The following is a 14319-nucleotide window of genomic DNA, read 5'->3' on the forward strand; positions in this document are numbered from 1 at the left end:
CCGGTCAGACGGACACCGACTGCGCATTACGGCCGTGGACGAAGTAGGTCATCAGCACGCGCGTGACCATGATGGACGTGAACAGCGAGGCCAAGAGCCCGATGATCATCGTGGTGGCGAAGCCTCGCACCGGCCCCGTTCCCGTGAAGAACAGGATGAAGCCGGCGATGAGCGCCGTCACGTGCGCGTCGAAGATGGTCCAGAAGGCACGATCATACCCCTGGTCCACCGCCGCCTTCGCCGTCTTCCCGTGGGACAGCTCCTCGCGGATGCGCTCGTTGATGAGCACGTTGGCATCCACCGCGATGCCCAGCGTCAGCACGAACCCCGCGATGCCAGGCAGTGTCAGTGTCGCGTTGAAGAACGCCAACCCCGCCAGGATGAGCAGACCGTTGAGGATGAGGGCCACGTCCGCGATGAGCCCCGCCTTGCGGTAGTAGAGCGCCATGAAGAGCACCACCAGGCCCAGCCCCAGGACCACGGCCAGGCCGCCCTTCTTGATGAGCTCGTCACCCAGGCTCGCGCCCACCTGACGAATCTCGCCCACCGTCACCGGCGCGGGCAGCGCGCCCGCCTTGAGCACCAGCGCCAGCGTCTGCGCCTCGCCCAGCCACTCGTCGCGGGTGCGAGCACCCATGCGGCCCATGGTGATGCGCGCGCGGCCTCCGCCGATCTTCTCGTTGATGTTCGGCGCGGTGTGGACGTTGTCGTCCAGCACGATGGCCATCCGGCGGCCCACGCCCGCCTCGGTCAGCTTCTCGAACTCGCGCGCGCCGGCCGGGTCGAACGCGATGTTCACCTCCGGCTCGTTCATCTGGTTCACGGACGCGTCCGCGCCCGCCAGGCTCTCACCCGTGAGCGGGACGTTCTTGTCCAGCAGGTACGTGCGGTACGAGGAGCACTCGTTCTTCTTCAGCGGGTTCGCGATGCACTCGGTGACCACCTGGCGGTTCTCCGGAACCTTGTCCTTGGTGTACTCGAGCAGCGCCTCGCGCGAGGCGCTCTGCAGCTGCGCGAAGCCCCCCTCGTCCGTCACGGTGATGTCGCTGCCCGCGGGCGGCGGCGTCGTCTGGAGCATCTGCGCGAAGAACTGCGGGTTGGTGTCGTCCACCATCCGGAACTCGAGCTGCGCGGTGGTACCCACCAGCTCCTTGGCCTGCTCCGGGTTGCTGCGACCGGGCAGCGAAATCTGGATGGAGTCGGTGCCGAGCTTTCGCACGTCCACTTCGGCCACGCCCCACTTGTCGATGCGGCGGCGGATGACGAGCATCGCCTGGTCCACCGCTTCCTCACGGAAGCGGTTCACCTGCGTGTCGTCGGGCGACAGCACGAGCGTCGCGCCGTCGCGGCTGACCCGCTTGAAGTCGCCGAAGGTCGCCAGGACGTCCTTCTCGATGGCGTCCATCGTCGCCGGGTCCTTCGCCGTCAAGGTGAGCTGGAGCTTCTCCGGGTCCGTATCCGCCGTGACCTCGCCGAGCTTCTTGTCGGCGACGTACGTGGCGATCTGCTGGCCTCGGCGCTCGGTCCGCTTCTGGAGCGCCGTCTTGGTGTCCACGCGCATCACCATGTGGATGCCGCCCTGAAGGTCCAGGCCCAGGTTGAGCCGGTACTTCGCGGGGGGCGCCCACGCCGGCAGCTTCTCCTCGAGAAGCGCCAGGTTGTTGCGCTGGTCACGATCCATGACCACCAGCGTGTAATACGTCGGAATCAGGAACCAGAGGGTCCCCAGCGTCACCGCGACAATCAGTCCGAACTTCCACCACCAGCCGCGGTCCATTTTTACTTCTCCTCCTTCTTCTTCTCTTCGGTCGGCGCCCCCGCCTGCGCGCCCTCGGCCACCGTGCCCTTGGCACTGATGGACGTCTTCAGGATGCGAATGCGCACACCGCTCGCGACCTCCACCGTCACGGTCCGCTCGTCCACCTGGTGGATCTTCCCGAGCATGCCGCCCGCGGTGACCACCTCATCGCCCTTCTTGAGCGAAGTGAGCAGGTTGCGGTGCTCCTTCATCTGCTTCTGCTGTGGGCGGATCATCACGAAGTACATGATCGCGACCAATCCCACGAGCAGAGCCAGGGTGTTCAGCGGGCTCGTCCCGCCGCCCCCGGCCTGCGCCAGCATCAAAAAGCTCTCAGCCACAGACTGCCTCGTCGGTTGTGGAAGGCTTGGGATGGGGGACCCCCCACGCTAATCGAGGAACCCATCCTGAAAGGGGGCCCTCTTAGCAAGGGGTCCCCATGTGAGCAAGTGAACGCGGGAACCCCGACATCCCAACCGCCCGCTCAGCGGCCACGGGTCCGCTCGGCCTCCTGGGCCCGCGCCCGCTCGCGGAAGTCCCGGGCGAAGGCGGCGTAGCGGTCCTCCGCGATGGCCCGGCGCACCTGGGCCATCAACCCCAGGAAGTAATGGAGGTTGTGCAGGGTGTTCAGGCGCATGGCGAGGAGCTCCCCCGCCGCGAACAGGTGGCGCAGGTAGGCCCTGCTGAAGTTGCGGCAGGTGTAGCAGGAGCACTCAGGGTCCACCGGCCTGGGGTCCTTGGCGAACGCCGCGTTGCGGATGGTGAGCTTGCCCTCCGAGGTGAAGAGCAGGCCGTTGCGTGCACAACGCGTCGGCAGCACGCAATCGAACATGTCCACCCCGTGCTCCACGCACGTCACCAGGTCCACGGGGGTGCCCACGCCCATGAGGTAGCGGGGCTTGTCCCGGGGGAGCAGCGGCGCGGAGTAGGCCACGCCCGCGTGCATGGCCTCGGGGGCCTCGCCCACCGAGTAGCCGCCCAATGCGTAGCCGGGCAGGTCCACCGCGCACACCTCCTCGGCGTGGCGCTTGCGCAAATCCTCGTGCAGGCCGCCCTGGACGATGCCGAAGAGCGACGAGCGCCCCCGGGTCCACGCCTTCTCGCACCGGTGCAGCCAGCGGGTGGTGCGCGCCAGGGACTTCTCCAGGTAGGAGCGCTCGGCGGTGGAGGGCGGGCACTCGTCGAACGCCATGATGACGTCCGCGCCCAGCGTCTCCTGGATGTCGATGGAGCGCTCGGGCGTGAGGAAGTGACGCGCGCCGTCGAGGTGGGACTGGAAGGCGGCGCCCTCCTCGGTGATCTTCCGCTTCTCCGACAGGCTGAAGACCTGGAAGCCGCCGCTGTCGGTGAGCATGGGCCGGTTCCAGGAGACGAACTGGTGCAGGCCGCCCATCTCGCCCACCAGCGCCTCACCGGGGCGCAGCATCAGGTGGTACGTGTTGCCGAGGATGATCTGCGCGTCCATGGCGAGCAGGTCGTCCGGACCCACGCCCTTGACGCTGCCCACGGTGCCCACGGGCATGAAGATGGGCGTCTCGATGGGGCCGTGGGGCGTGTCGAGCCGTCCGCGGCGGGCCTTGGTGCCGGAGGCGTCCTCGTGGAGCAGCTCGAACTTCACCATGCCCGGCGCCACCCGCGTGTCGCCCTTCTCGCGCGGCGTGCCCGCGTCCTGCTCGTGCTGCTCACCCATGACACTCACTCCGACACCAGCATGGCGTCGCCGTAGCTGAAGAATCGATATCCCGCGCGCACCGCCTCTGAATACGCGGCGAGGGTGCGTTCCCGGCCCAACAAGGCGCTCACGAGCACCACCAGCGTGGAGCGCGGCAGGTGGAAGTTCGTCAACAGCGCGTCCACCTGGCGGAAGGTGAAGCCCGGACGGATGAAGAGCGTCGTCTCGCCGGGGCCCTCGCGCAGCTGGCCCGTCGCCGCGTCGGTGGCGGACTCCAGCGTGCGCACCACGGTGGTCCCCACGGCCACCACGCGCCGGCCTTCCGCCTTCGCCGCGTTCACCTCGCGCGCGGTGGACTCGGGCACGGTGTAGCGCTCGGGGTGCATGTGGTGCTTGTCCAGCTCCTCCTCGCGCACGGGGAGGAAGGTGCCGGGCCCCACGTCCAGCGTCACCAGGGCGCGGCGCACCCCGCGGGCCTCGAGCGCGGCCAGGGTGTCCTGGGTGAAGTGCAGGCCGGCGGTGGGCGCGGCCACGGCGCCGGAGGCCTTGGCGTACACCGTCTGGTAGCGCTCGGCGTCCGCGGCGTCGGGCTCGCGGGTGATGTAGGGCGGCAATGGCAGGCGGCCCGCGGCGTCGAGCAGCGAGGCCAGCGACGCACCGGGCGGCGCGTGGAAGCGCACGCGGTACTCCCCGCCCCCCAGGACCTCGAGCACCTCGGCCTCCAGGCCGCTGGCGAACGTGAGGCGCTGGCCGGGCTTGAGGCCCTTGGAGGCCTGGCCCAGGCAGAGCCAGTCGAGCGACTCGGGGGCACCACCGAGCGCGGCGGAGGTGAGCGTGGAGGCGGCCGGACGCACCACCAGCAGCTCCACGCGGCCTCCGGAGCCAGCCTTCTGGCCCAGCAGGCGGGCGGGGATGACGCGGGCGTCATTGAGGACGAGCAGGTCTCCGGCGCCGAGCAGCTCCAGCACGTCGGAGAACTGGCGGTGGCTCACGTCGCCCGAGGAGCGGCGCACGTGCATCAGCCGCGAGGCGTCGCGCTGGGGGAGCGGCGCCTGGGCAATCTGGGACTCGGGGAGCTCGAAGTCGTAGTCTGAGAGGCGGGACGACACGGGGTTGGCGCTTGTAGCAGCCCCCACGCCGCCACGGAAAGCGCGCCGACGCCGGGGGCCTCAGTAGAGCTGCTGCAGCTCGGCGCCGGGGTAGTAGTGGGTGAGGATTTCCAGGTACCCCCTGCCCTTGTCGGCGAGCGCCTTGGCGCCCCACTGGCAGAGCCCGGCCCCGTGGCCATAGCCGCGTCCGGAGAACTGGTAGCCCTGGTCGGTCCGTTCCACCTCGAAATCGAGGCTCTTGAGCCGGGTGTAGCCGAGCCTCCGCCGCAGCTCCACGCCGTCCACCGAGCTGCCGTCCCCCAGGGTGACGCGCGTGACGCGGCGGGTGGACGTGCGGGCGGTGATTTTCATGCCCTGGGCGGGCCGCTTGAGCGCCGCCTTGATTTCGGCATCCGACATGGAGGCGGACCAGCGGCTCGCGGGCAGCCGGCCGCACGGGCAGTCGACGGGCTGCAGGTAGGGCAAGTCCCGGTGGAGGGCATCCTGGCCGGACTCGGTGCGGCCGCCGCAGGAGGCGTGGAAGTAGGCCTCGATGGGCGCGAGCTCGTAGGTGAGCACCTGGCCGCGGGTGGCGTCCACGGCGGCGCGGGTGCGCGGGTCCTCGCGGTTGACGCCGCCGTACACCTGGTGGAGCACGCTGCTGCCCAGATGAAACGCGTTGCTGTAGGCATCCAGCTTCTTCTGCAACGCGTAGGTGCGAGCGGCCACGGCCTGGGCCTTGAGGGCCTCGGGCGGGAAGGACACGGGCATCTCGCTGCCGAGCACCGCGGCCAGGTAGTCCTCCAGGGGGATGACGTTGATGAGCTGCAGGCCCTCGCGCAGCGGGCGCACGACGACATCGCCGCGCACCTGGGTGTTGCCGGCCTTGATGGGCTGCTCCCCGGGAATCGTCCCCGCGTCCTCGGAGGTGCTCAATCCGGCGCGGAAGCGCACCGAGTCCCCGAGCACCGGCGCGCCGTTGACCTCGAGCTTGCCGGCCTTGCGTCGGACGATGGCGACCTCCGAGGGGATGGAGACGTAGGTGGCCTCCTCGCTGTCCGCGCCGAAGCCGAGGCCCTGTCCCCGGATGCGCACCTCGCTCCCCGTGTCCTCGATGGCGATGCGCAGGGTCTCCACGGCGAGCGAGCGAGGAGCGGCGAGCAGGAGCAGGAGGAGTGCAACAGGTCGCAACATGGCCTGGGAGTGTAGGAGGGTGGCCACGTGCCTCAAGAAAACGACCGGAGGATGGGCGAGGATGGCGCCCACGTGACACCTCCCGAGTCCTCCCCTTCCCGACCTCCCCCCCAGGCCTTCGTCCGGGCCCTGCGAGAGATGGAGCCCCGCTCCGCCGCCGTCCTCACCCGTCGGCTCGTGACGGGGGCGTCCCTGGGCGACTGCGCGCGCTTCTATGGCGTCACGGACGAGGCGCTGTCGGTGATGCTCCTTCGGGCGGCCGTGTCGTTGACGCGGAATGTCTTCCCCGGGGCCCGGGAGCCCGCGACGGCGGAGGAGGAATCCGCCTGGGCGAGGATGCTCGCGGCGGCGCTGGAGCGCGAGGCCGCCCCGGTTCCCGCGGGCCTGGTGCCCGTGGTGGAGGCGTGTCGCAGGCTGCGCGCACTGAGCGGCGACGTGACGGCGGGGCTCGAGGCCGCGACGCGGGAGGACCAGGCATCGCCCCAGCGGCGTCGTGAGGACTGGCTGCGCAGGCTCGCCGTCATGGCCCTGCTGGCGCTGACGGCCTATCTGTACCTGTCGCGTCCCGAGGAGCCCGCGCGTCGCCCCAGCACGGCGCCACAGCCCACGGCGCCGGACTCGGGACGCCCCTGAGCATTCGAGAGCACGGGGGCATCGCCCTGCACGTGCCGCCTCGCCCCTGGCCGCGTGGACGAACACACCAGGCACCTCGCGAAGCGGGGGCGCCATCCCGACCTGCGGCGTCCATGGGACGTCAGCCCAGCGCAGCGGTGCAGTGACTCCTCCGACGGGCCGCCTCGTGGGAGGCGCTGCCCCTGGCTTCGCCGACGCACCTGACAGTCCCACCGGAGCGCCTATCCGCCGCCGATGGACCGCCGCGCCTGGCATGGGACAACGGCCCAGCGCGGCGGCCACCGTTGCTGGGGGGGTCGCGCTTCGACAACTTCAGGCCGCTTCTCCACGGACCGAGCAAAGACTCCGCACCGTCGGGCGCGCGCAACAGACAGCGCCGGAGCGCCGGTCATCGGCCGACATTGGGAGCCTGGGGCGCTGGACGACGGGGCAACCCGGCGCGTAAGGGGAATCCATGAGTGCCCTCTCCTTCGCCCTGCCCCTGGTCGTCCTCACGTCCCTCCTGGCTGGCTGCGCGCGCAACGTGGACACGCGCGTCGCGGGAGATGACGACGCGGCCATCGATGGCGCCGCCGCGCGACTCGAGGAGTTGCGGGTGCGGACCGCGGAAGACGACCTGACGTGCGACCAGCGCTGCGCCGCGGCGACACAGACGTGCGAGGTCTCCGAGGAGCTCTGCGCCCTGGTGGACCGTCACGCGGACCGCGATGACCTGCCCCCGCGCTGCGCCGAGGGTCGGGAGCAGTGCTCCAGCGCCCGGGACGGCTGTACGAGCTGCCGCAATGGCTGAGCCCACCGGCGCGCGCCCGCCGGGGCTTCACGGGATTCGCCCCCGTCGCCACACTGTTCTCCAGCAGGAACGCAACCGGTGCACGCCGGTGGATGGCCGTGCTTAGATGCCCTTGTTTCCAACATCGAGGAGCCGCGTCATGTCCCGCCCCATCTCCATGCTCATCGCTGCCCTGCTCGTCGTTCCGGGCGGTGCTGGAGCGCAAGAAGGGGGCGAGATGACTCCCGAGAAGGTGGCGCAGATCCGCCGGGACGAAGCGGCGGCGATGAAGCAGGTGGATGAGGAGTTCGGCAACCGCAAGCCCTCGGAGATGAGCAACGAGGAGCGCGGACAGGCCAGCCGCAAGCAGGCCGCCGTCACCGCCGCGGTGATGGAGAAGCACGGCGTCAGCGCGAAGGAGTACGAGCGCTTCACCGCGAAGATGGGGCCGGAGGGCAACGAGCGCGCCAAGGTCGAGGCCCAGCGTCTGGAAGACCAGGCCAAGGCGGCCGCGGCCCGCCAGGCCGCCGCGGCGAAGGCCAGCGAGGAGAAGGAGGTCTCCGTCCAGAAGGGCTTCGACAACGAGAACCCCGTCGAGCTGGAGTCCTCCGGAGGCGATGGCCCCGAGGTCGAGATTGGCATCCCCGTCGAGGACGAGGCGGGCGGCGAGAACGGTGAAGGCGTGGAGACCGCCGAGGGCGAAGGTGGAGGCGCGGTGGGCGCCGATGCCGCCGCGTCGGCCGAGGACAACGTGCAGGTGGAGGTGATGGGCGACGGCGACGCGAAGCCGGCGAAGAAGGCCGTGCGCCGCGCCAGCTCCGAGTCGTCCAAGGCGAAGAAGAAGTTCGTCCGGAAGAAGAAGTCGAGGGACGACTGAGCGTCGTCCCACGGAGCCTGGGCCGAGGCCCGGGCTTCAGCCCTTCCGGTGGTAGCCGAACTGCTGGGCCCGCTCGCGCCACGTCTCGTCATACGGACAGGCGCAGTCGGTCTCCTCGGGCTCCGGATAGGCGTAACGCTCGCCCTTGAAGTTGCGGAACACCGTCTCGCGCTCGTTGCGCTCGACGACGTAGTCCGGCTGGAGCGTCACCTTGCCGCCGCCGCCCGGCAGGTCCACCGCGAGGTGCGGCACGGCGAGCCCCGTGGTGTGCCCCCGCAGCTGCTGGATGATCTCCAGCCCCTTGGCGATGGGCGTGCGCAGGTGCTCGCAGCCTTCCGCCACGTCCATCTGGTGCAGGTAGTACGGGCGCACGCGCGTGCGCAGCAGCAGGTGTGACAGCTCCTTGATGATGCGCGCGTCCGAGTTGAGCTGCCGCATCAACACGGCCTGGTTCTCCACGGGCACGCCGTGGTCCACCAGTCGCTCGCAGGCCTCGCGAGCCTCGGGCGTCACTTCCTTCGGGTGGTTGAAGTGGGTGACGACGAAGACGGGCGCGTAGCGGCGCAGCAGGCTCGCCAGGGAGTCGGTGACGCGCATGGGCAGCACCACGGGGACCCGGGTGCCGATGCGAATCATCTCCACGTGGGGAATCTCGCTCAACGGCGCGAGCAGCTCCTCCAGCCGCTGCTCGCTGAGCAGGAACGGGTCTCCGCCGGAGATGAGGACGTCGCGCACCTCGGGGTGACGGCGCACGTAGTCGATGCCCCGCCGCATCTGGTCCTTGGACAGCTCCGCCACGCCGCCCTGGGTGATGCGCCTGCGCGTGCAGTGACGGCAGTAGACCGAGCACGTATCCAGCGCCAGGAACAGCACCCGGTCCGGATACTTGTGGACGATGCACTCCTCCGGCCGCGTCTTGTCCTCGCCGAGCGGGTCCTCCAGCTCGCCGGGACGCACGCGAGCCTCGGCGCGCACGGGGATGGACTGCATGCGCACCGGGCAGAACGGATGCTCCGGGTCGATGAGCGACAGGTAGTACGGGCTGATGCCGATGCGGAACAGCGAGGCCGTCTCCTGGACGCCCGCGCGCTCATCGGCGGTCAGCGGCACGTAGCGCTCGAGCTGCTCCAGCCCGCGCACCGCATGCCGCTGATGCCAACGCCAGTCCGCCCACTCCGCGTCGGTGGCCTGGGGGAACAGGCGACGGCGCCCCTCGGAGCTCAACGAGGTCCGCTCGGAGCGAGGCTCCGGCGACGGGGGCACCACCCACGCGGAGGAATCCATCACGCCGCCTTCGTCTGTTCCCGCCACCAGGCCTGGCCCGCCTCGGGCAGCGAGTCGATGGGGTCGAAGTACTCGTACTTCCGGTTGAGGGCCTCGGGGTCGTTCGCCTCGATGCCCGTGCGGTAGTTCTTGGTCCAGTACGAGATGCCGCGCTCGCGGTCGTACTCGGCGATCTGATGGACCCAGCGCTTGCCGACGAAGGGCACGTCACAGACGATGCGCGGCGTGGCGAAGCCCGGCATGTAGCCCATGATGTCGTGCTGCAGCCGCTGCGCCTGGTCCACCGACAGCCGCCAGTGCTCGCTGTTGGGGATCATGTCGCACATGTAGAAGTAGTACGGCAGGATCTTCGCGTGGTCGAGCAGCGTGAAGCACAGCTCGAGCAGCGACTGCGCGCTGTCGTTCACCCCGCGCAGCAACACGCCCTGGTTGCGCACGTCGCGGAAGCCCATGTCCAACAGCTTTCGCACCGCCTTGCCCACCAGCGGCGTGAGCTGCGAGGCGTTGTTGACGTGCGTGTGCAGCGCCAGGTCCACGCCCCGCTCCACCGCCTTCTTCGCCAGCCGGTCCAGCCCCGCCAGCACCGAGTCCTGCAGGAAGTGCTGGGGAATGGCCATCAGGCCCTTGCTGGCCAGACGGATGTCCCGGATGTTCGGGATGTCCATCAGCGAGCTGACGAACGGCTCGAGCTGCTGGATGGGCAGGTTCGCGATGTCGCCGCCGGACACCACCACGTCGCGCACCGTCGGCGTGCGACGCAGGTACTCGAGCATCTGCTCGTAGCGATCTTTGGGGCCTATCGAGAATTTGTGTTTGCTGACCTGGGGCACGTCGTTGCCCACCAGGTCCATGCGGGTACAGTGTCCACAGTACTGGGGACACGTGGGCAGCATCTCCGCGAGCACCTTGGTCGGATAGCGGTGCGTCAGCCCCTCGACGACCCACATGTCCTGCTCGTGGAGGCTGTCGCGGCTGGCCTTCGGGTGGTTGGGCCAGTCCGTCAGGCGGTCCGCGAAGGCCGGCAGCATGTAGCGGCGCACGGGGTCCTTCCAGAGGTCCTGGAAGTCCATCGTGTTGAGCATCTGCGGGGGCACGAGGATGGACATCGTCGCGCGCTCGCGCTGATCCCGCTCCAGGCTCTCCGCCAGGTCATCCGGGAGCAGCGCGCCGAGCGTCGCCTTGAGCTCCTTCAGGTTCTTGACGGTGTGCTTGCGCTGCCAGACGGAGCTCTCCCACTCCGCCTGGGTAACGTCCTTGTACCCGGGGATGCGCTTCCAGTCGGGTTCGACGAACTCACGGCGGAGCGGATAGGAAAAAGGCTGCTGGGCAGGACCGGCCTCGGTCTTGCCCCGGATGGGCGTCGTGGTCATGGCGCATTCCCTCAGCGTGTGGCGTCGCGGGCCGGGCGTCATACCGCGCCCGGCACCGGTTCATTCAACAATTCGACGACGCGCAGCCTGCCCGACTCCTCACTCGATGGCGACGTTGACGAGCTTCTCCATCTTGCCTTCCGCGATGGAGACAACGAAAGGCTTGCTCGTCTTGCCATTGAGTTTGAAGGTGATCTTCCGCTTGCCCACCGGCAGGACCAGGGGGCTGCCGAGGGTCACCGGCGTCTGTCGGCCAGTCTTCTTTCCGTCGACGAAGATCTCCGCGCCCGCGGGCTTGGTGCTGCACGCCAGCGTCCCCGTGGCCTTGGACGCCGGAGGCGGCTTGGGCGGCTGCGGCCTCGGAGTCGGCGGCGGGTCGGCCTGCACCACGGGCTTGGGGGGCCGAGGAGCCTCCTCCTTCACGAGCTGGAACGGAACGGTCAGCTCGTCCCCCTCTCCCTTGGCGACGAACTTGCCCGAGTAGGGCTTGTAACCCGCGAGCTTCGCCGTGAACTGGTAGGTCTTGCCCACCTCCAGGTTGGCCATCCGCGCGTCGGGCGTGAGCCCCACCCGGCTGCCATTCACGGAGATCTCCGCGCCCTCGGTGCCCTCGAACACCGCCGCGAGCTTCTTGGGCGCGGGCGGCTCCACGGGAGCCGTGGGCGTGCTGGGAGGAGGCTCCACCTTCACCGTCTCCGTCGGCGAGTCGGTGCCCGGCTTCGCATCGCTCGGAGACTCCGTCCCAGGCTGGGCTGGAGGCGTGCCGGGCTGGCCCGGGTCCACGACCGTTCCCGGGTTGTTCTCCGGGGGCGTCGCCGGGCGCTCGGCCACCTCGACGGGCCTGGTCGGAGGAGGCTCGTCCTGAGGAGGCTCGACTGCATCGGGCACCAGGCTGAAGGACTCGGCGAGCGGCGTGCCCTCGACGACCTTCACGAACTTCCGCTCGGACTTGTGTCCCGGAGCGCTGGCGATGACCTCGTAGTCACCGGCGGGGAGGGCCAGGACGGTGTTCGGCTCGACGGCCTGGTTGTTCACCGTGACGGACGCGCCCACCTGGGGCGTCACGGAGAAGATGACCTGTTCTCCCCCCGAGCCGCTCATCACGAGCGCCAGGAGCAGAATCAACACGGCGACGATGCCCGCCGCGGAACCGAAGAGCACCGGCTTGGGCAGGTTCGCGAGCGTCTGCAGGAGCGGCGGCTGCCCCTTGCCGGAGCCCTTCGCCTTGGGCTTGGCCTTCGTGGGCTGAACGGGCTTGGCCTTCCCCTTCCCGCCCTTGTTCGCCACGGGCGCGGGCGCCTGGGAACCGGTGACCTCTTCGGGGTCCTGGTGGTCGTCGGCGTAGGCGCCGTCGTCGTGCTGACCGTAGCCGTCCTGGTGGTCGTAGCCCTCATCCTGGGGCGCATCGAAGGCGCCGGTGTCGTGGGGCTGCTGCGAGCCGCGCTGACCGCCGCGGCCCCCTCGCCCGTTCTGGGCGACGGTGATGTTGCCCGTCGTCTCCTCGGGCGGCTCGTCCTCCATCGGCCTCGAGCGCGAGGGCGGAGCCGTCGGCGCCGGGCCAATCATCGTCGCGCCGGAGTAGGCCTCGCCGTCCTCACTGGCGATGACCACCTGGGCCTTGGGCCCGCTCTTGCCCTTGCGCATCGAGGGCTCGGGCTCACGCGACGGATAGGCGGACGCGGTACCGCTGCCCTGGAGCGTGGGGTTCTCGGACCGTCCCGTGATGCTGTCGTCGACGAGCACGCTGCTCTCGGCGACGCGCGTCTCCGGCGACATGAAGGTCTGGGTCGAGTCGACGATCTGCGTCTTGTCGCCCGCGCCGACGCCCATCTCCTCCAGCTCCTCGGCGGAGGGAGGCGGGATGTAGCCAGGGGCTGGATGGCCCGGCGCCGTCGGGGCACGCCCCGCGGGAGAGCCGGTCACCACCACCGCCGGCGGAGGGCGCTGCTTGGTGCTGCGAACCTGCGCGGGAGGCGGGACGGTGATGCCCGAGGTCTCGATCTGGTCCGGGCGCTCGATGCCCGCGAACCGCTCCATCTTCTCCGCCTCGCGGAGCATGTCCTCGGCGAAGGCCTCCTTCATGTAGGAGGACAGATGCTTCGACGAGTAGATGGCATCCCCCGCGAGGAGGAAGCGCATCAGGTCCTCGGCGAGGTCGGAGCCCCACTGGTAGCGCTCCTCCGGCTCGCGGGCGAGCGCCTTGAGGACGACCTTCTCGAGCCCCGGGGGGATGTTCGGGTTGAACTCGCGCGGCAGCGGGACGTCCGCGTTGCGCACCTTCTCCAGGGTGGAGAAGTCCGACTCGCCGACGAAGAGCTTCTCGCCGGTGAGCATCTCGTAGAGCAGCACGCCGACGGCGAAGATGTCGCTGCGCCGGTCGATGGGCATGCCCCGGACCTGCTCCGGGCTCATGTAGCCGAACTTGCCCTTGAGGATGCCGGCCTGCGTCTTCTGCGAGCGGTTGGCCGCCTTGGCGATGCCGAAGTCGATGACCTTGACCTCGCCCTCGTACGAGATGAGGACGTTCTGCGGCGACACATCGCGGTGGATGATGTGGAGGTCCTGGCCGCGCGCGTCCTTCTTGCGGTGGGCGTAGTCCAGGCCGTCACACAACTTGGAGGCGATGAACACCGCCTGGGCGGTGGGCATGATCTCCTTGCGCCGCCGGTACCGCTCCAGGATGGTCCGCACGTCGCGACCCGCCACGTACTCCATGGCGATGAAGTAGGTGTCGTCGTGCTTCCCGAGCTCGTGGATGTGCACGATGTTGGCGTGGTTCAGCTGAACGCTGATCCGCGCCTCGTCGATGAACATCGTGATGAACTCTTCGTCCTCCGCCATCGTGGGGAGGATCTTCTTGATGGCGAGGATGCGCTCGAAGCCCTCGACGCCGAAGGCCTTCGCGATGAACACCTCGGCCATGCCGCCGACGTTGATGCGCTCGAGGAGCAGGTACTTCCCAAAAAGGGTCGGCTTCTTCATCTCGTGGAGCGGTCCGAGGCCGGGGTGAGCACCGCGGCAGGCGGAGCGCAGACCGGGCGGAGAAGTGGGACTCTAGTTCTGCACAGATAGCGAGTCAAACACCTCGGCAGCCCCAAAAGCCGAACGAATTCAGAAGGTTGAGGGGTTCAGAGGCCACTCGGAGGCAGCGTGGGGACCAGGCGCAGCGTCGTCTGTCGGACAGGACCTGATGCGCTCCCGGCAAACGCCCCACATCGGCCGCGCTGATCCCACCCCGCCCGGTGCTTGAACCGATGGCGCCGCGACGGCGACTCCCGCCGGATTCCTGCGGGAGAAACGGTGTCGGCCGAAGCCCTTCGACGCGCGCCGGGGCAGCGAAGCGGCGCGCGGAGTCGCTCAGGGAGCCGAGTGGCGCCATTGACGCGGTCGAGCTCGCCGGCCGTCCGCGCGATGACGAACAGGCGCGCAACGAGGGCTTCGTGTACGAAGGCATGGGGTCCGGCGCTGAGCAGGACAGCCACGCAGGCCGCGTTGGGCACGCCGCGCTTCCCCAGGCCTGCAGGTCCTTGGAGCGCTGAGGCGGGTGGTCCACGCGGAAAAAGAAAAGCCCCCGTCGCACGAGGCGACGAGGGCTTCTCAAAAAGAATCCGGCAGCGACCTACTCTCCCACGCG

The 14319-nt window shown here is 69.4% G+C and carries 11 protein-coding genes; 3 read left to right on the plus strand and 8 right to left on the minus strand.

Annotation, left to right across the window (positions count from 1 at the left end; genetic code table 11):
* Positions 1–4 precede the first annotated feature (4 nt).
* The 5 genes from secD to K8640_RS38910 all read right to left on the minus strand — a co-directional run bounded on the left by secD (position 5) and on the right by K8640_RS38910 (position 5752).
* The gene (gene secD / locus K8640_RS38890) at positions 5–1777 is read right to left on the minus strand and encodes a protein translocase subunit SecD (protein ID WP_141327829.1); all 1773 of its coding nucleotides are present in this window, start codon (positions 1775–1777) and stop codon (positions 5–7) included.
* Positions 1778–1779: 2 nt separating this feature from the next.
* Complete coding sequence (gene yajC / locus K8640_RS38895) at positions 1780–2139, minus strand: preprotein translocase subunit YajC (RefSeq protein WP_141327827.1); 360 nt, start codon at positions 2137–2139, stop codon at positions 1780–1782.
* 143 nt (positions 2140–2282) lie between these two features.
* The gene (gene tgt / locus K8640_RS38900) at positions 2283–3488 is read right to left on the minus strand and encodes a tRNA guanosine(34) transglycosylase Tgt (protein ID WP_370640441.1); all 1206 of its coding nucleotides are present in this window, start codon (positions 3486–3488) and stop codon (positions 2283–2285) included.
* Between the two features lie 5 nt (positions 3489–3493).
* Positions 3494–4579: a tRNA preQ1(34) S-adenosylmethionine ribosyltransferase-isomerase QueA gene (queA, locus tag K8640_RS38905; protein WP_223751707.1), complete on the minus strand. Its 1086-nt coding sequence runs from the start codon at positions 4577–4579 to the stop codon at positions 3494–3496.
* Positions 4580–4639: 60 nt separating this feature from the next.
* Positions 4640–5752 carry a SpoIID/LytB domain-containing protein gene (locus tag K8640_RS38910; protein ID WP_223751708.1) on the minus strand — a complete coding sequence of 371 codons (1113 nt, stop codon included), beginning with the start codon at positions 5750–5752 and terminating at the stop codon, positions 4640–4642.
* 27 nt (positions 5753–5779) lie between these two features.
* On the opposite strand from K8640_RS38910, the gene K8640_RS38915 reads away from it, so the two are divergent.
* From K8640_RS38915 to K8640_RS38925, 3 genes are all read left to right on the plus strand, one after another.
* Positions 5780–6385 (plus strand): hypothetical protein, encoded by a 606-nt coding sequence (locus K8640_RS38915; RefSeq protein WP_223751709.1) that lies wholly within the window; start codon positions 5780–5782, stop codon positions 6383–6385.
* Between the two features lie 454 nt (positions 6386–6839).
* Positions 6840–7175 (plus strand): hypothetical protein, encoded by a 336-nt coding sequence (locus tag K8640_RS38920; RefSeq protein ID WP_223751710.1) that lies wholly within the window; start codon positions 6840–6842, stop codon positions 7173–7175.
* 139 nt (positions 7176–7314) lie between these two features.
* Positions 7315–8031 carry a hypothetical protein gene (locus K8640_RS38925; protein ID WP_223751711.1) on the plus strand — a complete coding sequence of 239 codons (717 nt, stop codon included), beginning with the start codon at positions 7315–7317 and terminating at the stop codon, positions 8029–8031.
* A 36-nt stretch (positions 8032–8067) separates the two neighbouring features.
* Here the strand turns inward: K8640_RS38925 and K8640_RS38930 are convergent, their stop codons facing one another.
* From K8640_RS38930 to K8640_RS38940, 3 genes are all read right to left on the minus strand, one after another.
* On the minus strand, positions 8068–9315 hold the full coding sequence (locus K8640_RS38930; RefSeq protein ID WP_223751715.1) for a KamA family radical SAM protein: 1248 nt from the start codon (positions 9313–9315) through the stop codon (positions 8068–8070).
* Positions 9315–10685: a KamA family radical SAM protein gene (locus K8640_RS38935; protein WP_141327821.1), complete on the minus strand. Its 1371-nt coding sequence runs from the start codon at positions 10683–10685 to the stop codon at positions 9315–9317. The genes K8640_RS38930 and K8640_RS38935 overlap by 1 nt, the downstream gene beginning before the upstream one ends.
* Before the next feature lie 99 nt (positions 10686–10784).
* The gene (locus K8640_RS38940; RefSeq protein ID WP_223751712.1) at positions 10785–13667 is read right to left on the minus strand and encodes a serine/threonine-protein kinase; all 2883 of its coding nucleotides are present in this window, start codon (positions 13665–13667) and stop codon (positions 10785–10787) included.
* Between the last annotated feature and the right edge of the window lie 652 nt (positions 13668–14319).

The organism is Myxococcus sp. XM-1-1-1, from assembly GCF_020037095.1.
In the GTDB taxonomy this organism is placed as follows: domain Bacteria; phylum Myxococcota; class Myxococcia; order Myxococcales; family Myxococcaceae; genus Myxococcus; species Myxococcus fulvus.